Origin of the sequence: Sulfitobacter maritimus, assembly GCF_013346665.1 — a bacterium.
Classification (GTDB): domain Bacteria; phylum Pseudomonadota; class Alphaproteobacteria; order Rhodobacterales; family Rhodobacteraceae; genus Sulfitobacter; species Sulfitobacter maritimus.
This window is the reverse complement of record NZ_JABVBB010000038.1, coordinates 341,081-360,565: the sequence shown is the minus strand read 5'-3', so window position 1 is coordinate 360,565 and position 19,485 is coordinate 341,081. Positions and strand designations below refer to the sequence as shown.

Annotated in this window: 16 protein-coding genes; 9 read left to right on the top strand and 7 right to left on the bottom strand. The window is 59.5% G+C overall.

Annotation, left to right across the window (positions count from 1 at the left end; translation table 11 throughout):
- The first annotated feature begins 34 nt into the window (after positions 1 to 34).
- From pip to infB, 6 genes are all read left to right on the top strand, one after another.
- Positions 35 to 1,003 carry a prolyl aminopeptidase gene (pip, locus tag HTT03_RS16525; protein WP_174860884.1) on the top strand — a complete coding sequence of 323 codons (969 nt, stop codon included), beginning with the start codon at positions 35 to 37 and terminating at the stop codon, positions 1,001 to 1,003.
- Entirely contained in the window at positions 1,003 to 1,866 is an 864-nt protein-coding gene (locus HTT03_RS16520; protein WP_174860883.1) for an ABC transporter substrate-binding protein, read from the top strand. Before pip ends, HTT03_RS16520 begins: the two co-directional genes overlap by 1 nt.
- A gap of 136 nt (positions 1,867 to 2,002) precedes the next feature.
- A complete protein-coding gene (rimP, locus tag HTT03_RS16515; RefSeq protein ID WP_174860882.1) occupies positions 2,003 to 2,581 on the top strand; it encodes a ribosome maturation factor RimP in 579 nt (192 codons plus the stop codon).
- Complete coding sequence (nusA, locus tag HTT03_RS16510; protein WP_174860881.1) at positions 2,581 to 4,209, top strand: transcription termination factor NusA; 1,629 nt, start codon at positions 2,581 to 2,583, stop codon at positions 4,207 to 4,209. The genes rimP and nusA overlap by 1 nt, the downstream gene beginning before the upstream one ends.
- A 20-nt stretch (positions 4,210 to 4,229) precedes the next feature.
- Positions 4,230 to 4,850, top strand: a complete 621-nt coding sequence (locus tag HTT03_RS16505; RefSeq protein WP_174860880.1) for an RNA-binding protein — start codon at positions 4,230 to 4,232, stop codon at positions 4,848 to 4,850.
- A gap of 9 nt (positions 4,851 to 4,859) precedes the next feature.
- On the top strand, positions 4,860 to 7,325 hold the full coding sequence (gene infB / locus HTT03_RS16500) for a translation initiation factor IF-2 (RefSeq protein WP_174860879.1): 2,466 nt from the start codon (positions 4,860 to 4,862) through the stop codon (positions 7,323 to 7,325).
- Positions 7,326 to 7,333: 8 nt separating this feature from the next.
- Here the strand turns inward: infB and HTT03_RS16495 are convergent, their stop codons facing one another.
- From HTT03_RS16495 to HTT03_RS16475, 5 genes are all read right to left on the bottom strand, one after another.
- The gene (locus HTT03_RS16495) at positions 7,334 to 8,140 is read right to left on the bottom strand and encodes a metallophosphoesterase family protein (protein WP_174860878.1); all 807 of its coding nucleotides are present in this window, start codon (positions 8,138 to 8,140) and stop codon (positions 7,334 to 7,336) included.
- Positions 8,137 to 9,054 carry a diacylglycerol/lipid kinase family protein gene (locus tag HTT03_RS16490; RefSeq protein WP_174860877.1) on the bottom strand — a complete coding sequence of 306 codons (918 nt, stop codon included), beginning with the start codon at positions 9,052 to 9,054 and terminating at the stop codon, positions 8,137 to 8,139. The genes HTT03_RS16495 and HTT03_RS16490 overlap by 4 nt, the downstream gene beginning before the upstream one ends.
- A gap of 336 nt (positions 9,055 to 9,390) precedes the next feature.
- On the bottom strand, positions 9,391 to 9,789 hold the full coding sequence (locus HTT03_RS16485; protein WP_174860876.1) for an NUDIX domain-containing protein: 399 nt from the start codon (positions 9,787 to 9,789) through the stop codon (positions 9,391 to 9,393).
- A gap of 4 nt (positions 9,790 to 9,793) precedes the next feature.
- A complete protein-coding gene (argJ, locus tag HTT03_RS16480; protein WP_174860875.1) occupies positions 9,794 to 11,020 on the bottom strand; it encodes a bifunctional glutamate N-acetyltransferase/amino-acid acetyltransferase ArgJ in 1,227 nt (408 codons plus the stop codon).
- A 3-nt stretch (positions 11,021 to 11,023) separates the two neighbouring features.
- A complete protein-coding gene (locus tag HTT03_RS16475) occupies positions 11,024 to 11,872 on the bottom strand; it encodes a peptidylprolyl isomerase (RefSeq protein WP_174860874.1) in 849 nt (282 codons plus the stop codon).
- A 173-nt stretch (positions 11,873 to 12,045) separates the two neighbouring features.
- On the opposite strand from HTT03_RS16475, the gene secA reads away from it, so the two are divergent.
- The 3 genes from secA (at position 12,046) to HTT03_RS16460 (ending at position 17,393) form a co-directional block, all read left to right on the top strand.
- Positions 12,046 to 14,748 (top strand): preprotein translocase subunit SecA, encoded by a 2,703-nt coding sequence (gene secA / locus HTT03_RS16470; RefSeq protein WP_174860873.1) that lies wholly within the window; start codon positions 12,046 to 12,048, stop codon positions 14,746 to 14,748.
- A 103-nt stretch (positions 14,749 to 14,851) separates the two neighbouring features.
- Complete coding sequence (locus HTT03_RS16465; protein WP_174860872.1) at positions 14,852 to 15,814, top strand: hypothetical protein; 963 nt, start codon at positions 14,852 to 14,854, stop codon at positions 15,812 to 15,814.
- A 19-nt stretch (positions 15,815 to 15,833) separates the two neighbouring features.
- Positions 15,834 to 17,393 carry a substrate-binding domain-containing protein gene (locus tag HTT03_RS16460; RefSeq protein WP_174860871.1) on the top strand — a complete coding sequence of 520 codons (1,560 nt, stop codon included), beginning with the start codon at positions 15,834 to 15,836 and terminating at the stop codon, positions 17,391 to 17,393.
- Between the two features lie 7 nt (positions 17,394 to 17,400).
- On the opposite strand, the gene radC is transcribed toward HTT03_RS16460, so the two are convergent.
- Together radC and dnaJ are read right to left on the bottom strand one after the other, a co-directional pair.
- The gene (gene radC / locus HTT03_RS16455) at positions 17,401 to 18,114 is read right to left on the bottom strand and encodes a RadC family protein (protein ID WP_174861249.1); all 714 of its coding nucleotides are present in this window, start codon (positions 18,112 to 18,114) and stop codon (positions 17,401 to 17,403) included.
- Positions 18,115 to 18,275: 161 nt separating this feature from the next.
- Positions 18,276 to 19,424, bottom strand: a complete 1,149-nt coding sequence (gene dnaJ / locus HTT03_RS16450) for a molecular chaperone DnaJ (RefSeq protein WP_174860870.1) — start codon at positions 19,422 to 19,424, stop codon at positions 18,276 to 18,278.
- Positions 19,425 to 19,485 lie beyond the last annotated feature (61 nt).

Genomic DNA, 19,485 nt, shown 5'->3' with positions numbered 1-19,485 from the left:
GCTCTTTTAACTTTAATGACTATATAGGGCGGCAATGGACAAGTATCCCGACCAAAAAAGCGGTGCATCGCATCTTTATCCGCCGGTTCAGCCTTTTGACCAGCGGATGCTCTCTGTCGGGCAGGGACATCAGGTCTATGTTGAGCAATGTGGCAACCCGGATGGGATTCCGGTTGTTGTGCTTCATGGAGGCCCCGGTGGCGGCTGTAGCCCGGCGATGCGGCGCTATTTTGACCCGAAGAAATACAGGGTGGTGCTGTTTGACCAGCGCGGCTGCGGGCGGTCCAAACCCCATGCCTCTGTCACCGACAACACGACGTGGCATCTGGTGGCTGATATCGAGCTGATTCGCACCACGCTTGGCATTGAGAAGTGGATGGTCTTCGGTGGCTCATGGGGCGCGACGCTTGCGCTGATTTACGCCCAAGCGCATCCGGAGGCCGTGCGCCATCTGATCCTGCGCGGTGTCTTCCTCATGACGCAGGCCGAGCTTAATTGGTTCTACGGCGGCGGGGCCGGACGCTTCTGGCCTGAGCTTTGGGCGCGGTTTGTGAACCTGATCCCTGAAGGCGAGCGCGACGATCTGATTGCCGCCTATCACCGCCGACTGTTTTCCGGCGATATGGGGGTTGAGCAGGAATACGGGCGCGCCTGGGCCGCGTGGGAGAATGCGCTGGCCTCGGTACATTCTGCCGGGGTGTCGCATGGCGGCCCGTCCGCCTATGCACGGGCGTTTTCGCGGTTAGAGAACCATTATTTCACCAACAAGGGCTTTTTGGAGTTCGACGGTCAGATCCTTGAGCATATGGGCCGCATTGCCCGTATCCCCGGCGTTATCGTGCAGGGGCGTTACGATATGATCTGCCCCCCTGCAGGTGCCTATGCGCTGGCGCAACGTTGGCCGAAAGCCGATTTGCGGATGATCCGCAATGCGGGACATGCGCTGTCGGAACCGGGGATTAGTCTGGAATTGGTGCGCACGATGGACAGGATTGGCAAGTGATGAGCGGGCGCAGTTCTCTTTTGGACCGCCGGGCGCTGTTTACCACTGGTGCCGCGGCAGCGCTGTTGGCCGCGACGGGGGCAAGTGCGGGCGAGCCACCGCGCCGTGGCGGGCGGCTGCGGCTGGCGCTGTCTGGCGCAACGCGGCAGGACGATTGGGTGCAGGGCGATGGGCTGTTCATGCAGGTGGCGCGGCAGGGGTTGGTGTTTGATACGCTGACCGAAGTGGCGGGCAATGGCATCCTCAAGGGCGAATTGGCGACCGTTTGGCAGGCTAGTGGGGATGCACGGCAATGGCAGTTCGATCTGCGGCCCGAGGTGCAATTCCACGACGGCAGCCCGCTGACCGCAGGCGATGTGGTGATGAGCCTGCAACGGGTGCTTCCTGAAGCAGACGTCTCGGCCAAAGGTGCTTTGCAAGTCCAGATCACACTGCCTCAAGCGAATCCCGGCCTGCCGCTGCTGCTGTCAGAGCCGCGCTATGTGATCCGCCCAGCCCATGCGCCAGAGGACGGGATCGGCACCGGGCTTTACCGTTTGCGGCGCTTTTCCGCCGGTCGTCAGGTCTTGGCCGAGCGGGTGGAGACGCATTATAAGGATGGCACCGCCGGCTGGTTCGACATGGTTGAACTCGTATCGCTCCCGGCCCGCAATGCGCGGGCGCAGGCGCTGACCGAACAGCTTGTGGATGCTGCGGATTTGCCCGCGCGACCTCGGTTCCGAGAGCGCTCTGATGTGGCCCTACAGGCGGATAGCAACGGCGGGATCACCGTGTTGTCGAACGCCCTGCGCCAGCCGCCAAACCCCGGTCGCCAAGCGCCGATGGACAACCTGCGCGCGCCCGAGCGGTGGTGGTTCGGCTGACAGGGGTTGCGGTTTCGCGGCTTTCGGCCTATATCCCCTTCAACAGCGGCGCTTTCGGGTCCACACCGAAGGCTCCACCGAACTCGTGAACGGGCCGCGCGCCCGTTTTTTTGTGCCCAGTGAAAATGGATGTCTCATGTCGAATGACCTGATCGCCAAAGCCGCCATCGACCGCCGCCTGGCCGAGATCATCACCCCGGTGATCGAGGACATGGGCTTTGAGTTGGTGCGCGTGCGCCTGATGTCAGGCAAATCCACGACCCTGCAGGTCATGGCAGACCGGCCTGATGGCGGGATCGAAGTGGATGAATGCGCCAAGATTTCGCAAGCCATCGGCGCGGTGCTGGATGTCGAAGACCCGATCTTGGACGAGTATTCGCTTGAGGTGTCCAGCCCCGGCATCGACCGTCCGCTGACACGGCTCAAGGATTTTGACGCTTTCGAAGGCTATGAAGCCAAGATCGAAACCACCGAACTGATCGATGGCCGCCGCCGCTTTAAGGGTGAGCTGGCAGGCGTTGAAGGCGGCGAGGTGCTGATCAATGTCGAAGAAGGCACCATCGGCTTGCAGTTCGACTGGCTCAGCGATGCTAAACTTGTGCTGACCGACGACCTGATCAAAGAAATGCTCCGCCAGCGCAAAGCGTCCGGCGCGATCGACGAAAATGAATTTGATGATATCGAGACTGAAGAGTCTGCTGAGGGAGACACCTAATGGCCATTACATCTGCAAACCAGCTTGAGCTGTTGCAAACCGCCGAAGCGGTGGCGCGCGAAAAGATGATCGACCCCGGTCTGGTCGTCGAAGCGATGGAAGAGTCCCTCGCCCGCGCCGCCAAGTCCCGCTACGGCGCCGAGATGGACATCCGCGTTGATATCGACCGCAAGACCGGCAAGGCGACATTCACCCGCGTCCGCACCGTGGTCGAGGATGACGAGCTTGAAAACTATCAGGCTGAGTTCACCGTTGAGCAGGCCAAGCAGTATATGGCCGACCCCAAGGTGGGCGACACCTATGTCGAAGAAGTCCCCCCGGTTGAGATGGGCCGGATTGCGGCGCAGTCGGCCAAGCAGGTGATCTTGCAAAAGGTCCGCGAAGCCGAGCGTGACCGCCAGTACGAAGAGTTCAAAGACCGCGCCGGCACGATCATCAACGGTCTGGTCAAGCGCGAAGAATATGGCAATGTCATCGTCGATGTGGGCGCTGGCGAAGCGATCCTGCGCCGGAACGAGAAGATCGGCCGCGAAAGCTACCGCCCGAACGACCGCATCCGCGTCTACATCAAAGACGTGCGCCGTGAGCAGCGCGGCCCGCAGATTTTCCTCAGCCGCACCGCGCCTGAATTCATGGCCGAACTGTTCAAGATGGAAGTGCCGGAAATCTACGACGGTATCATCGACATCAAAGCAGTCGCCCGCGACCCCGGTTCGCGCGCCAAGATCGCCGTGATCTCGCATGATGGCTCCATCGATCCTGTCGGTGCCTGCGTTGGTATGCGTGGCTCCCGCGTGCAGGCCGTTGTGAACGAACTTCAGGGCGAGAAGATCGACATCATTCCGTGGAATGAAGACCAGCCGACCTTCCTTGTGAACGCGTTGCAGCCTGCTGAAGTATCGAAAGTGGTTCTGGACGAAGAAGCTGGTAAGATCGAAGTGGTCGTGCCCGAAGAGCAGCTGTCGCTGGCGATTGGCCGCCGTGGTCAAAACGTGCGTCTGGCCAGCCAGCTCACCGGTCTCGACATCGACATCATGACCGAAGAGCAGGAAAGCCAGCGCCGTCAGGCCGAGTTCGAACTGCGCACCAAGCTGTTCATGGACAACCTCGATCTTGACGAATTCTTTGCCCAGCTTCTGGTTTCCGAAGGCTTCACCAACCTCGAAGAAGTGGCTTACGTCGAAGTGGACGAACTGCTGGTCATCGACGGTGTCGACGAAGACACCGCTGGCGAGTTGCAGGCCCGCGCCCGCGACGTGCTCGAAGCGCAGAACAAAGCGGCGTTGGATAACGCCCGCGCGCTCGGTGTTGAGGACAGCCTGGTTGAATTTGAGGGGCTGACCCCTCAAATGATAGAAGCGCTGGCCAAGGACGACGTCAAAACGCTGGAAGATTTCGCCACCTGTGCCGATTGGGAACTGGCTGGCGGCTGGACCACGGTCAACGGCGAGCGTGTGAAGGATGACGGCGCGCTTGAGCCTTTCGACATTAGCCTCGAAGACGCGCAGGAAATGATCATGACCGCCCGCGTCATGTTGGGCTGGGTCGATCCGACTGAGCTTGAAGCCGATGCGGACGAAGATGACGCAGAAACAGACGGCGAAACCGCCGAGGAGGCCGAGGCCTAATTGGGCCTCGGGGGTTGCACATGGGACGCGGTGGCGCTTCGAATGACCAGCAGACTGGTCCAGAACGCAAGTGCATTGCCACGGGCGAGGTGCAGCCAAAACACGGGTTGATCCGCTTTGTGGTCGGCCCGGACAATCACGTTTACCCGGATATTCTGGGTAAACTGCCGGGCCGGGGCATCTATGTCGCGGCAGACCGCGCCGCGCTGGAACTTGCGGTAAAGAAAAAGACCTTCTCCCGGTCGGCGAAACAGCCAGTCACGCTGCCTGAAGGGTTGATCGACGAAGTCGAACAGCAATTGGCGCGCCGGGTGGTGGACTTGATCTCGCTCCAGCGCAAGGCAGGCAAGGCGGTTGCCGGTTACGAAAAGGTCAAGGGTTGGTTGCAAACCGAAGAGGCCGAAGTATTGATACAGGCCGTAGATGGGTCAGGGCGCGGAAAGTCCAAGCTGAGCACCCCACACTATGGTCATTACATCGGTTGGCTGACCGCCGATGAATTGGGTTTGGCATTCGGTCGCCAAACTGTGATACATGGGGCGCTCGCCTCTGGTGGACTCACGCAACGTGTTGTAGAGGAAGCCGGACGACTTAAAGGCGTGCGCGTAAACGAGGGTGGCAGCGGCCATCCGAAAGGATAGACGAGCTTCATGAGCGATAGTGACGGCAAGAAAACATTGGGTCTGCGCGGCGGCGCACGTCCGGGGAATGTAAAGCAAAGCTTTAGCCACGGGCGGACCAAGAACGTTGTGGTCGAAACCAAGCGCAAGCGTGTTGTGGTGCCCAAGCCGGGTGGCCAGAAACCAACCGGGCCGGGTGCCGGGCCGATTGGCGATCCCAAGAAGCGCCCCGCAGGCATTACCGATGCCGAGATGGAGCGTCGTCTGAAGGCTGTTCAGGCTGCTAAGGCCCGCGAGGCGGAAGAAGCCGCACAGCGCGAAGCCGAGGAAAAGGCCCGCGCCGAAGAGCGTGAGCGCCGCCGGGCCGAGATCGAAGCCAAGGAGCGCGAAGAGCGCGAGCGGGAAGAGAGCCTCAAAGCCAAGGCCGAGGAAGATGCACGTCGCAAGCGCGAGGCCGAAGAAGCGGCGGCCGCGCCTGTTGTGGAGCCGACCCCGGCGCGTGAGCAGCCGAGCAAATCTGCTCCCGCCGCGACGCCGCGCAAAACTGAGCGTGACCGCGAAGAAACCAAGAAACGTAGCAAAGGCGGCGACAGTCGCCGGTCTGGCAAGCTTACGGTGAACCAAGCCCTCGCCGGTGGCGAAGGTGGCCGTCAGCGTTCCATGGCACAGATGAAGCGCAAGCAAGAGCGGGCGCGTCAAAAGGCGATGGGTGGTCAGGTCGAGCGCGAAAAGATCGTGCGCGAAGTGCAACTGCCGCCTGCGATTGTTGTCTCCGAGCTTGCGGTACGTATGGCGGAGAAGATCGGCGCTGTTGTCAAGTCGCTCATGCAAAACGGCATGATGGTGACGCAGAATGAAGTGATCGACGCCGATACTGCCGAACTGATCATCGAAGAATTCGGCCACAAAGTTGTCCGCGTTTCTGATGCTGACGTTGAGGACGTGATCAAAGAGGTTGAGGATAAGCCCGAAGACCTGAAACCGCGTCCGCCGGTCATCACGATCATGGGCCACGTTGACCACGGTAAAACATCGCTGCTTGACGCGATCCGTAATGCGAAAGTGGTTGCTGGCGAAGCCGGTGGCATCACGCAGCACATCGGTGCCTATCAGGTCAAAACCGACAATGGCACCGTGTTGTCCTTCCTCGACACGCCCGGCCACGCGGCCTTTACCTCCATGCGTTCGCGCGGTGCTCAGGTGACGGATATCGTGGTTCTGGTGGTTGCGGCGGATGACGCTGTGATGCCGCAGACAATCGAAGCGATTGCCCACGCGAAAGCGGCCAAAGTGCCGATGATTGTCGCGATCAACAAGATCGATAAACCTGCTGCGAACCCGGATAAGGTGCGCACTGACCTGCTGCAACACGAGGTCATCGTCGAAAAGATGTCCGGTGATGTGCAGGATGTCGAAGTGTCGGCGGCGACGGGTCAAGGTCTGGACGATCTGCTTGAAGCCATTGCGCTGCAGTCGGAAATCCTTGAACTCAAGGCGAACCCGGATCGGGCTGCTGTGGGTGCAGTGATCGAAGCACAGCTTGATGTGGGCCGTGGTCCTGTGGCGACTGTTCTGGTTCAGAACGGCACGCTGCGTCAGGGTGATATCTTTGTTGTGGGTGAGCAGTACGGTAAGGTCCGTGCGCTGATCAACGACCAAGGTGAGCGCGTTAAGGAAGCCGGGCCATCGGTGCCGGTTGAGGTGCTCGGCATCAACGGCACGCCAGAGGCTGGTGACGTCTTGAACGTGACCGACACCGAAGCGCAGGCCCGCGAGATTGCAGAATACCGCGCCAACGCCGCTAAGGACAAACGTGCCGCTGCCGGTGCTGCCACGACGCTGGAACAGCTTATGGCCAATGCCAAGGCAAACGAAGACGTCAGCGAGCTGCCGATCTTGGTTAAAGCCGACGTGCAAGGTTCTGCCGAAGCGATCGTTCAGGCGATGGAGAAAATCGGCAACGACGAAGTTCGCGTTCGGGTTCTGCACTCCGGTGTGGGCGCGATCACTGAAACGGATGTTGGTCTGGCCGAAGCCTCCGGCGCGCCGATCATGGGCTTTAACGTTCGTGCCAATGCTTCGGCGCGGAACACGGCCAACCAGAAAAGCGTCGAAATCCGCTACTACTCGGTCATCTATGATCTGGTCGACGATGTGAAAGCTGCGGCCTCAGGCCTGCTCAGCAACGAGATCAAAGAAAACTTCATCGGGTATGCGAATATCAAAGAAGTCTTCAAGGTCACGGGTGTGGGCAAGGTTGCTGGCTGTCTCGTTACCGAAGGTGTGGCCCGCCGCTCTGCCGGTGTCCGTCTGCTGCGCGACAACGTGGTGATCCACGAAGGCACGCTGAAGACGCTCAAACGCTTCAAGGACGAAGTGGCCGAAGTACAGTCCGGTCAGGAATGCGGTATGGCCTTTGAAAACTACGATGATATCCGCCCCGGCGATGTGATCGAAATTTTCGAGCGCGAAGAAGTGACACGCACTCTCTCTTGATCTGACGGTCAAACAATGAATTCTCCAGAGGCCCGGTTGAATTGCCGGGCCTCTGCTTTTGTAAAGGCCCCCCGCGCATCGTCATAAGTGATCCGTGCCACATCAAGCTGGAGGGGGGAGACATCAATCAGGTTGAAGTCGTTCGGCTCACCGCGCTGGCGCGAGGACAGGCTTGTGCCGGCGTGAAGCTGGATCGCGCGATGTCCATCTTGCTCGGCGGCCAGATGCGCAAAGGTGCCCGCGTGCCATATGTGCAAATGGCCCGACAGGATCAGATCTGCGCCGCAGTTCAACAAACGGCGCAGAGCACGTTTCGCGCCAGGAATTGGCTTTTTCTTGGTGGTGTTCGGATGGTCAAGCGGATGGTGACAGACGGCGATGCGCAAAGTCTCTTTCGCGCCCCCGGAAAGCGCACTGCAGGCCCGGCGAAGCCGCCGCCCGGCCAACCGCCCGGTCTGCCATTTGAAACGGTCCACCGTATTAATCCCAACCGCAACGTAATCGCCACCGTGATGAACTGGCGTTAAGTCGCGCGCGATCCATTGGCGATAGTAGCGCCATGGAGCAAAGAAGCGGGTAAAGGGCCGATGAAACGGGATATCGTGATTTCCTGGCACGCTCAGCACCGGAGCGTTCACCCGGTCAATAAAGGCCCGCGCGGCGCGGTATTCTTTCTCCCGCGCTCGTTGGGTCAGGTCGCCGGAGATAATCACCAAATCCGGCGCATATCCGTTTACTGCATTGAGCAGAGGTACGATCAGATCGGGTCGGTCTTTGCCAAAATGCAGATCAGATAGGTGGATCAAACGGCTCATCTGACACCCTCCTTCGCGCTCTGGTCGACGAAGATATGCAGCGGCTGCGTGGCGCGGCGCAGGTGGTAGGGGCCCTGCATCACCGAAATCTCCCCATCTCGGGCGACGGAGCGTTTTTTGCGTTTGATCCGAATACTGATCTCTTTGCCGCAGAGCATTTCGTAATCTGTATGTGGCCGCGCCACCCCGGCTGCCAAGGCGATCGCATGCCGCAATAGGCCCCAACGATAGGTATTCGGCGCGACCAGAAGAACGATATCCCCACGGGCGATACAGTCTTGCCCGTCTAGGCCCATCTGGCCGAGTTGAAAGGCATTGTTGACGGCGAAAACCAGCGGCGTGTTCAGCTGCCGTTCAACACCATCAACCTCAATCCTAAGCCTGAGCGTGGTGCGGAAGGTAACGAGCGCCTTGAGAACAGACCAATAAGCCGCGACCCGGCTGCGTCCCCAGCGGCGGTAGATGCCTTCTCGGGTCTTTAGAATGGCCGGGTAGGCGCCGATGCTGGCGTTGTTTAGGAAGGTCTGATCGTTGATCGTTGCCACATGCACCGGTCGATGCTGACCGGCGGCGATCACATCAACGGCGCGGTCCAGATCGTCAGGTATTTCCATTGACCGGGCGAAATAATTGAATGTCCCTTGCGGGATCACGCCCAAAGGTCGGTCTTGTCCGACCATGACCGAGGTCACGCCCGAAATCGTACCGTCCCCCCCGGCGACCGCTATAATGTCATGGGTCTGTTTCAATGCTTGCGCGGTCGCAGCCTGCGGGGTCGTGCTCTGGTCGATGTAGATGAAATTGGCCGTGATCTCATGCCGGGCAAAGGCATTGCGAATGGCGGCTTCGGCCTCATCGCCGTTTTGTTTGCCGGATCCACGGTTGAGGATCACGATAGCGCTTTTCACTGACATATAATCCCCTGCCGTTGGTCAGGGGGAAACGCGGTACTGCTGTGATTTGTTCACGTAACCTGCACCGCAAAGGTAAATATAACCGTCAGAACAGGTTAGACCGGACGGCCCTTAAAGATTTTGCCATCAACCCGCACGGCAATCATCCCACTGGCGAGGGTTTGAACAAATATTCCCTGAACGTAGATACAACTTCCGATGGTAATAGTCCGTAGCATGTCGGCACCCTTTCATCAGTTTCATCAAGCCTGCGACAAAATGATGTGGTTAGGGTTAATAAAGTCTCGACATGCTGATTATTTCGGCAGGGGGTGGGCATTTATGCAACGCTCCAGTTTACAGCCAATCGCGCAGGATCGGGATCAGCGGAACGTCGGCGGCGGGCATGGGATAGTCCCGCATCTGGTTGGGGCGCACCCATTTCAAGGTTTGCCCTTCGCGCGACATGGGCGTTCCGCCCCACTTGCGACAGGCGAAAAGCGGCATAAGCAAGTGGAAGTCGCTATAGCTGTGGCTGGCAAAGGTCAGCGGGGCGAGACAGGATTCCCAAGTCTCGATCCCTAACTCTTCATGGAGTTCTCGGATCAGCGCAGCTTCAGGAGTTTCACCGGCCTCAACCTTTCCGCCCGGAAACTCCCACAGCCCTGCCATCGCCTTCCCTTCCGGGCGCTGCGCAAGCAGCACCCGCCCGTCAACGTCGATCAGCGCGACAGCGGAAACCAAAAGTGTCTTCACAGGATCAGGACCGGTAATCAGCGTTGATGTCGATGTACCCATGGGTCAGGTCGCAGGTCCAGACGGTGCAAGCGCCTTCGCCCAGCCCGAGGTCGACGCCAATGACGATGTTTTCATCCTTCATATGCGCCGCTGCGGCTTCTTCGGAATAGTCGGGGCTGCGCCAGCCGTCGCGGGCGACTTCGACATCGCCAAAGCGGATCGACAGACGGTCGCGGTCTGCTGCGGCACCGGATTTCCCGATTGCCATAACCACCCGACCCCAGTTTGGGTCTTGGCCAGCGATTGCCGTTTTGATCAGCGGCGAATTGGCGATGGCAAAGGCATGAACCTTGGCGTCTTCGTCGTTGCTCGCGCCGGTGATTGTGATCTCAACAAATTTGCTGGCCCCTTCACCGTCGCGGACGACCTGATGCGCGAGATCGCGCATCAGGCCGTGCAACGCGGCGTCAAAATCTTCGTTGTCCGTCACATCGACACCCGATGCGCCTGTCGCCGCGATGATCAGCGCGTCTGACGTGGAGGTGTCGCTATCGACCGTGATGCAGTTGAAAGTGGTTTCCGTATGGACCGAGAGGCGCTCTTGCAGCCTGTCCTGTTCGATCTGCGCATCGGTGAAGATATAGACGAGCATCGTTGCCATATCAGGGGCGATCATGCCGGACCCTTTGGCGATACCCGCGATAGAGACCGTCTTGCCGTCAACCTCGACCGTGGCCGAAGCGCCCTTGGGGAAGGTGTCTGTCGTCATAATCGCCTGAGCGGCATCACCGATGCCAGTAGCGGACAGGCTGCCATGAAGTTCGCTCAATACGGCGGTAACGCGTTCATGGGGCAGGGGCTCACCGATAACCCCGGTGGAGGAGGTGAACACCCGCGCCTGTGGAACGCCGCAGACCTCCGCGGCGGCGGCTGTGATGGCTTCAACCGCCTCGGTGCCCCCACGCCCGGTAAAGGCGTTGGCATTGCCGGAATTCACAACGATAGCGGCGCCTTCATCGCAGGCGCCGCCGATTTTTGCCTGGCAGTCCAACACCGGTGCCGCGCGGGTGGCAGAGCGCGTGAACGCCCCTGCCACTGCACTGCCCGGTGCCAGTTTCGCCAACATCACATCGGTGCGGCCCTGATAGCGGACCCCAGCGGCGATGGTGGCGAATGTCACGCCGTCAATGACCGGCATTTCAGGGAAACGGGCCGGGGCGAGCGGCGAGACAGCCAGTGTTTTAGCCATAAGTTAGTTCAGCCATTCGGTGTTTTTGAGGACAGTAGGATCGATGCCTTCAGCAGCGCTGCGGTCAACATCGGCCTTTTCGGTCAGGTCCTCAATCGCTTCTTGCACCTTGGTCTGGCGGATCTGTGTTTCCAACTCTTCGCGCACCTCGTCCAACTCTGGCGCTTCTGAAGTGCGGGTTTCGTTCAGTTTGATCACGTGCCAGCCGAACTGGGTTTCGATCGGATCAGAGATGCCGTCGACCTCCATAGACGCCACGGCTTCTTCAAACTCAGGCACCATCATGCCGGGGCCAAACCAACCCAAAGAGCCGCCACCGGGGCCAGAAGGACCCGTGGATTTCTCGCGGGCGACTTCGGCAAAATCGGCGCCGCCATCCAGTTCTTCTTTGATCGCTTTGGCTTCTTCCTCAGTCTCTACAAGAATATGGGAGGCGTTGAATTCTTGGCTTGGCTCAGCCTCGGCATATTGCGCGTCATAGGCGGCCTTCAGGTCTTCTTCGCTGACCTCCTGCGCCATGATGCCTTCAACCGCTTCGCCTGCGGTGAGCGAACGGGTTTCGTTCTCGATGGAAAGGGTTACGCGCGGCGGTAGCTCGCCGGAGAAACTATCAGCCAGCGCGGTTTGCTGCACCAACTGGTCCAAGATACCTTTGAACAGCACCTCATCCGGCAACTGCTGGTATTGCTGGGGCAGGGTCGCGCGGGCGACGATCATATGGCCCAGCGTGATTTCAGTGTCGTTGACTGTGGCAACAACCGTGTCGACACCCGGTTCGTCCTGCGCGGCCACAGGAAGGGCCACCGCGGCGGCAAGCGCCAAAGACGACAGAAAAGTGAGGGGTTTTTGCATGGTTGGGTCCAATCGCTTCGTTCGTAGCAAGGCTGCTACATTGACAGTGTATGGCACGCCCCTTACATCGCCTTATGGCGCTGAGAGGCGCGGGCTCATCCACTATCTATGGGCTGCCATGGCGCTCGGCAAGCGGGTCGGCGCAAGACACCATAACTTCGGCGGGAGATTACATGCTGGGTATCGGAACAATCGCCAAAAAGGTCTTTGGCACGCCAAACGACCGGAAAATCAAGGCGACCCGTCCGCTTGTGGCACAGATTAACGCGCTGGAGCCTGAGTTTGAAAAGCTGAGCGACGACGAGATCAAAGTGCGCACCGCCGAACTGGCCAAACGGGCCGAGGCGGGGGAAAGCCTTGACGATCTGTTGCCCGAAGCCTTTGCCAACTGTCGCGAAGCCGCCCGGCGTACGCTGGGCCTGCGCGCCTTTGACACGCAGCTTCTGGGCGGTATTTTTCTGCATCAGGGCAATATCGCCGAGCAAAAGACAGGTGAAGGCAAAACCCTGACCGCGACCTTCGCCGCCTACCTGAACGGGCTGACGCATAAGGGCGTCCATATCGTGACGGTGAACGAATACCTCGCCAAACGTGACGCTGAGTGGATGGGCAAGGTCTTTGGCGCACTTGGCCTGACCACCGGTGTTGCCTATTCCGGCATGCCCGAAGACCAAAAGCGCGCGGCCTACGCTTGCGACATTACCTACGCCACCAACAACGAGTTGGGCTTCGACTACCTGCGCGACAACATGAAGTCGAACCTGTCGGACATGTTGCAACGTGGGCATAACTTTGCCGTGGTGGACGAGGTCGACAGTATCCTGATCGACGAAGCGCGGACGCCGCTCATTATCTCTGGCCCCTCGCAGGACCGGTCCGAGATGTACCAGATCATCGACGCGCTGATCCCTTCGCTTACCGAAGAGCATTACGAGCTGGACGAGAAAACCCGCAACGTGACCTTCACCGATGAAGGCAATGAGTTCCTTGAGCAGCAATTGCGCGCCCGTGATCTGATCGAAGAGGGCATGACCCTTTACGATCCCGAAAGCACAACAATCGTGCATCACGTCAACCAAGGTCTTCGCGCGCATAAACTGTTCCAGCGCGACAAGGATTACATCGTGCGCGATGGCGCGGTGACATTGATCGACGAATTCACAGGCCGCATGATGCCGGGCCGCCGCTTGTCCGACGGTCTGCATCAGGCGATTGAGGCCAAAGAAGGTGTCGAAATCCAGCCCGAGAACGTGACACTCGCGAGCGTGACCTTCCAGAACTACTTCCGTCTTTACGACAAACTGGCTGGCATGACCGGCACCGCGCTGACCGAAGCCGAAGAATTTGCCACAATCTACGGCCTTGGCGTAGTCGAAGTGCCGACCAACGTGCCAATCGCCCGCGTGGACGAGGACGACGCCGTCTACCGCACCGCGCGTGAAAAATACGATGCGATGATCGAAAAGGTGAAAGAGGCCCATGCGAAGGGCCAGCCTTGTCTTGTCGGCACCACTTCGATTGAGAAATCCGAGCAGTTGAGCGCCATGCTGACCGCCGCGGGCATTGAGCATAACGTTCTGAATGCCCGCCAGCACGAGCAAGAGGCGCAGATCATCGCCGAAGCCGGTAAGCTTGGCGCTGTGACCATCGCCACCAATATGGCGGGCCGCGGCACGGACATCCAGTTGGGCGGCAACGTCGAGATGAAAGTGCTCGACGCGCTGGACGCCGATCCGGATGCCGATCCGGCCAACATTCGGGCGCAGATCGAAGCGCAGCACGCCGAAGAAAAGAAGAAGGTGCTTGAGGCTGGCGGGCTCTATGTTCTCGCCTCTGAGCGCCATGAAAGCCGCCGGATCGACAATCAGTTGCGCGGCCGTTCGGGCCGTCAGGGTGATCCGGGCCGCACGTCTTTCTTCCTTTCGCTCGAAGACGACCTGATGCGCATCTTTGGCTCTGAACGGCTGGAGAAGGTGCTGACCACGCTCGGCCTGAAAGAAGGCGAAGCCATTGTGCACCCTTGGGTGAACAAGTCACTGGAGCGGGCACAGGCCAAGGTCGAAGGCCGCAACTTTGACATCCGCAAGCAGTTGCTGAAGTTCGATGATGTGATGAACGAGCAGCGCAAAGTGATCTTTGGCCAGCGCCGCGAGATCATGGAAGCCGACAACCTCAATGAGATCGTCACCGACATGCGTGAGCAGGTGATCGACGATCTGATCGACACCTACATGCCGCCCAAGACCTACGCCGATCAGTGGGACACTCAAGGGTTTTATGCGGCCGTGATCGAACAGTTGAACGTCGATGTGCCGATTATTGCGTGGTGCGAAGAAGACGGCGTGGATGACGAGGTGATCCGCGAACGTCTGATGGAAGCCACCGATAAGATGATGGCCGAGAAGGCGGAGAAGTTCGGCGAAGAGAATATGCGCAACATCGAAAAGCAGTTGCTCTTGCAGGCCATCGATACCAAATGGCGCGACCATCTGCTGACGTTGGAGCATCTGCGCTCGGTCGTTGGCTTCCGCAGCTACGCGCAGCGGGACCCGCTGAATGAGTATAAGAACGAAGCCTTCCAACTGTTTGAGTCGATGCTCGACAGCCTGCGTCAGGACGTGACTCAAAAGCTGGGCCAGATCCAACCGATGAGCGAAGAACAGCGGCAAGAGATGATGCGCGAAATGGCCGCGCGGCAGGCGGAAATGCAGGCCGCGGCGACGCAAGCGGCGGACTCCTCTGCTGAGAAAGCCGAGGCTGCAGTGGCTGGCTTTGACGAGAATGATCCCGCGACATGGGGCAATCCGGGGCGCAACGATCCTTGCCCCTGTGGCTCCGGCAAGAAGTTCAAACATTGCCACGGCCAGATCACCTGAGCGGCGCCACCTTTTCGCCCATAACTTGGCGTGTCAGGGCCATAACGCGGCCCTGATCCTGCTTCATAGAGGTCTCCAACGATTCCGTTGAAGGAGACCTGTTATGAAACGCACCAAAGAAATCCTGACGACAGCCGGAACGCTGATCTGTGCGGTTGCCATTGGTTTTGTCATGCAGAACTCCGAAGCGGCGGAACAGCGCTATGGCGACGCACGACCCATCGCGGATCACGGTGCGCTGCTTGACGTGGAAAGCATTACGCTGACCTCCGGCGAGTTCGTAAACACAATCGCCCTGCCGGACACCGACGCCCAGCTTTTCAAGGCCTCCGCTCCTCAGAGCCTCCCGCCCGCGCCAGAGAGCCATGGCGCAGCTGTGGTGGCTTCTTGCGACATTGAGGCCACTGCACGCGCCAGCGAAGCTGCGATGGTAGAGCTGTCTCTAGAGGCGTCCTGCTTGCCGAATGAGCGCCTGACCGTGCATCACAACGGCATGATTTTTACCGAAACCACCGATGACGAAGGGCAGTTGAACGTGACCGTCCCGGCCTTGGCAGAACAAGCGGTGTTCATCCTTGCCTTTGGCAACGGAGACGGGGCTGTTGCCCAGACCACTGTACCGGATTTGGCGGACTACGACCGTGTCGTGCTGCAATGGAAAGGCGCGGCTGGCTTTGAAATCCATGCGCGTGAGTTCGGCGCCGATTATGGCGAAGAAGGCCATGTATGGTCCGGCGCGCCACGGGACATGGCCGCGGCCGTCACTGGCAAGGGCGGGTTTCTGACGCGCAACGGTAATACCGATGTCGCTGAACCGCTCATGGCCGAAGTCTATAGCTTCCCAGTCTCAACAGCGACGCGGGATGGCGATATTGCGCTTAGTGTCGAAGCGGAAGTGAGCCAAGCCAATTGCGGGCTTGAGATCGAAGCACAGGCGCTGGAACTGCGCGATCAGGGCGAGGTCACGACCCGTAACTTGACGCTTGCGGTGCCGGATTGCGATGCGGTGGGCAACTTTCTGGTGTTGAATAATTTGCTCCAAGACCTGAAAGTCGCGCAAAAGTAACGCAATCGGGTGAACCTTGATGAACGGTCTAAAACGTGCGGCGATCTGCGCCGCACTTTTGCTTTTGACGGCAAGCCGGCTTGCTGCGCAGGATGTCGCCTTAACGTCACGAGATGGCAGTGTAGAGATCAGCGGCACGCTGTTGGGCTTTGACGGAGAGTTCTACCGGGTTGATACCGACTACGGCGAACTGACCGTGGACAGCAGCGGCGTGTCTTGCGCGGGGCCGGGCTGTCCCAGCCTTGCCGATTTCGTGGCCGAAGTGCGGCTTTCCGGATCAGCGACGATTGGCGCGGTTTTGATGCCCGCCTTGGTCGAAGCCTTTGCCGCGCGGAACGATTACATCGTGACGCGCGAAGACATTGACCCGGAACGTTTCGTGATGCTGCTCTCCCGCGCAGACAGTGGTAAGCTGGCAGCTAGTTTTGCGTTCCGGGCGACGAACACGGACGAGGGTTTTGCCGATCTTCTGGCCGATGAGGCGGATGTCGTCATGGCGCTGCGCGAGGTGCGCAGGGGAGAGCGGATCAACGCCCGTGAACGCGGGCTGGGTGATCTAACCGGTCCGAACCGAAGCCGAGTGCTGGCCTTGGACGCAGTGGTGCCTGTTGTGGCCCCGACAAACCCGGTCGAGCAAATCTCACCGCAGACGCTGGCGCGTGTCTTTGCGGGGGAAATTCACAACTGGCAGCGTTTGGGCGGCCCTGATGCGCCGATCTCCTTGCATTTGCCGGGTACGGGAAGCGGGCTGAGCCAAGCCATTGTTGATCAGGTCATGACACCAGCCGGGCTTGAATTGGCTGAGGACATTCGCCGCCATAGGCTGCCTGAAAATCTGGCCAAGGCCGTGGCCGATGACATGTTTGCGATTGGCATCACCAGTTTTGCCGAACAGCGTGCGACCGAAGTCTTAACGCTGGGCGGGGACTGCGGCTTTGCGCTAGATGCTGCGCGGCGGACCATCAAAACTGAGGACTATCCGCTTACCGCGCCGATGTTTTTATACTTCCCGGCCCGTCGGTTGCCGTTGATTACGCGGGAATTCCTCGCTTTTACGCGCAGCCAAACCGCTCAAATTATCATCCGTCGGGCGGGCTTCGTGGATCAGGCGCCCGAAGAGATTCCGGTCGAAGAACAGGGCAATCGTTTTGCCAATGCCATTATCGTGGCAGGGAGCGAGACATCGCTGAAAGAATTGCAGCGGATGACGGCGACCTTGGTCCCTATGGCGCGGCTGACCACGTCGTTCCGATTTGAGGCCGGGTCGATCCGGTTGGATGCGCAGTCACGGTCGAACGTGCGACAGTTGGCGCGGGCCTTGGAGCAGGGGCAATATGATGCGCGCCGTTTGATGTTTGTCGGATTTAGCGATGGCGAAGGGCCAGCGCGGGCCAATCGCCAGATTGCCCTGCAACGGGCCGAAGCGGTACGCCGTGCGGTTGCTGCGGCGGCAGAAACGGCGAACCTGTCGCGGATCGATCTGCGCGTAGATGCCTTTGGCGAGGCGATGCCGATGGCCTGTGATGACAGCGAGTGGGGGCGTCAAGCCAACCGCCGGGTCGAGGTTTGGGTGCGCTAAGCGGGCCTTAGATAAAGCCCTCACTTCGAAAGCTTAACTCGCTCGATTTCCCGATGATCAGGTGATCGTAGAGCGACAGGCCTAAAGCATCGCAGGCAATGGCAACCTGTTTGGTCATGTCAATGTCAGCCCGCGACGGGCTCGGATCGCCAGAGGGGTGGTTGTGCACAAGGATCAGTGCGCTTGCGTTCAATTCTAACGCCCGTTTGGCAACCTCTCTGGGGTAGACAGGCACATGGTCAACGGTGCCTTTGGCCTGCTCGTCGTCAGCGATCAGGATGTTTTTGCGATCCAGATAAAGCACACGGAACTGCTCCGTCTCAAGATGGGCCATGGTGGTATGGCAATAGTCGACAAGCGCGTCCCAGTTTGAAATCGCATGTTTTCGCAGAACCTTGGCGCGGGCGAGCCGTTGCGCAGCGGCCTCAACAATCTTTAACTCTACGATAACCGCCTCCCCGACCCCCTTTACCTCGCGCAGTCGTGTGGAAGGTGCCGTGATGACGCGATTAAAATCGCCGAAGCGGTCCAGCAAGGCGCGAGCGAGGGGTTTTACGTCGCGCCGGGGAATGGCGCGGAAAAGAACGAGTTCAAGCATCTCATAATCTGGCATCGCCGCAGCGCCGCCCTGCATAAACCGGCTGCGGAGCCTTTGACGGTGGTCTGCAATATATGAGGGTTGCTTTTGCCCATTGGACGGCCGCTTGCCGCCCTTTTCCATCAAGAAAGGCAATGGCTGATCAACAAGGGTCGTGGGAGCGCGGGCCATGTCAGTCAAGGTGACCCAAGTTGGTTAGGATTTAGTTAATAGAAACTTAAATTCTACCAGAGCAAGAACGCGTAGAGAAGGGGTGGAGCGCCGCAACGCTCCACCCGGATGGCTTAGCCCTTCATCGAATCCCAAAAGGATTTGACGGAGGAGAAGAAATTGCTGCTCTCCGGGTTGTTGTTCTGGGCTTCGCCCTCAAACTCCCGCAGCAGTTCTTTTTGACGGTTGGTCAGGTTCACCGGCGTCTCAACAGCAAGCTCGATGATCATGTCACCAACGCCACCGCCCCGCAGCGGGGGCATCCCCTTGCCGCGCAGGCGCATCTGACGCCCAGACTGGCTGCCCGCCGGGATTTGTACCCGACCACGGCCGCCGTCGATGGTTGGCACTTCGATATTGCCGCCCAAAGCGGCGGTGCTCATCGACACAGGCACGCGGCAGAACAGGTTTGGCCCGTCACGCTCAAAGAGCTCGTGATCTGTCACTTCGATAAAGATGTAGAGATCACCAGACGGACCGCCCCGCATTCCTGCTTCGCCCTCACCGGCGAGCCGGATACGGGTGCCAGTTTCAACGCCTGCCGGAATGTTGACCGAGAGCGTACGCTCCTTCTCAACACGGCCCGCGCCGCGGCATTTCTTGCACGGGTTCTTAACGATCTGACCCATGCCGGAACAGGTCGGACAGGTCCGCTCAACAGTAAAGAAGCCCTGTTGCGCGCGGACCTTGCCCATGCCGGAACAGGTGGGACAGGTGGTCGGCTCTGCGCCGCCTTCTGCACCGCTGCCGTCACAGGCGTCACATTGGACAGAGGCCGGAACGGTGATCGACTTTTGCATGCCAGAAAAAGCGTCTTCGAGCGAAATGCGCAGATTGTAGCGCAAATCGGCACCGCGTGCGGCGCGGCGTCCACCACCGCCGCCGCGTTGGCCCATGAAGTCACCGAACAGGTCATCGAACACATCAGAAAAGGCCGACGAGAAATCGCCCTGACCGCCGCCCATACCGCCACCCGGACGCCCGCCGCCCATGCCGTTTTCAAAGGCGGCGTGGCCGTAGCGGTCATAGGCCGCTTTTTTGTCGTCGCTTTTCAGGACGTCATAGGCTTCGCCCACTTCTTTGAACTGGGCTTCGGCTTTGGGATTGTCTTTGTTGCGGTCGGGGTGCAGGTCCTTCACCTTACGGCGATAGGCCTTTTTGATCTCGTCGGCAGAGGCCCCTTTGGCAACGCCAAGCACCTCGTAGTAGTCACGTTTTGCCATGGGTTATCATGCTCCTGCGCTGGAACGTGATGGGCCGGCCCGTCTGACGGACCGGCCCTTT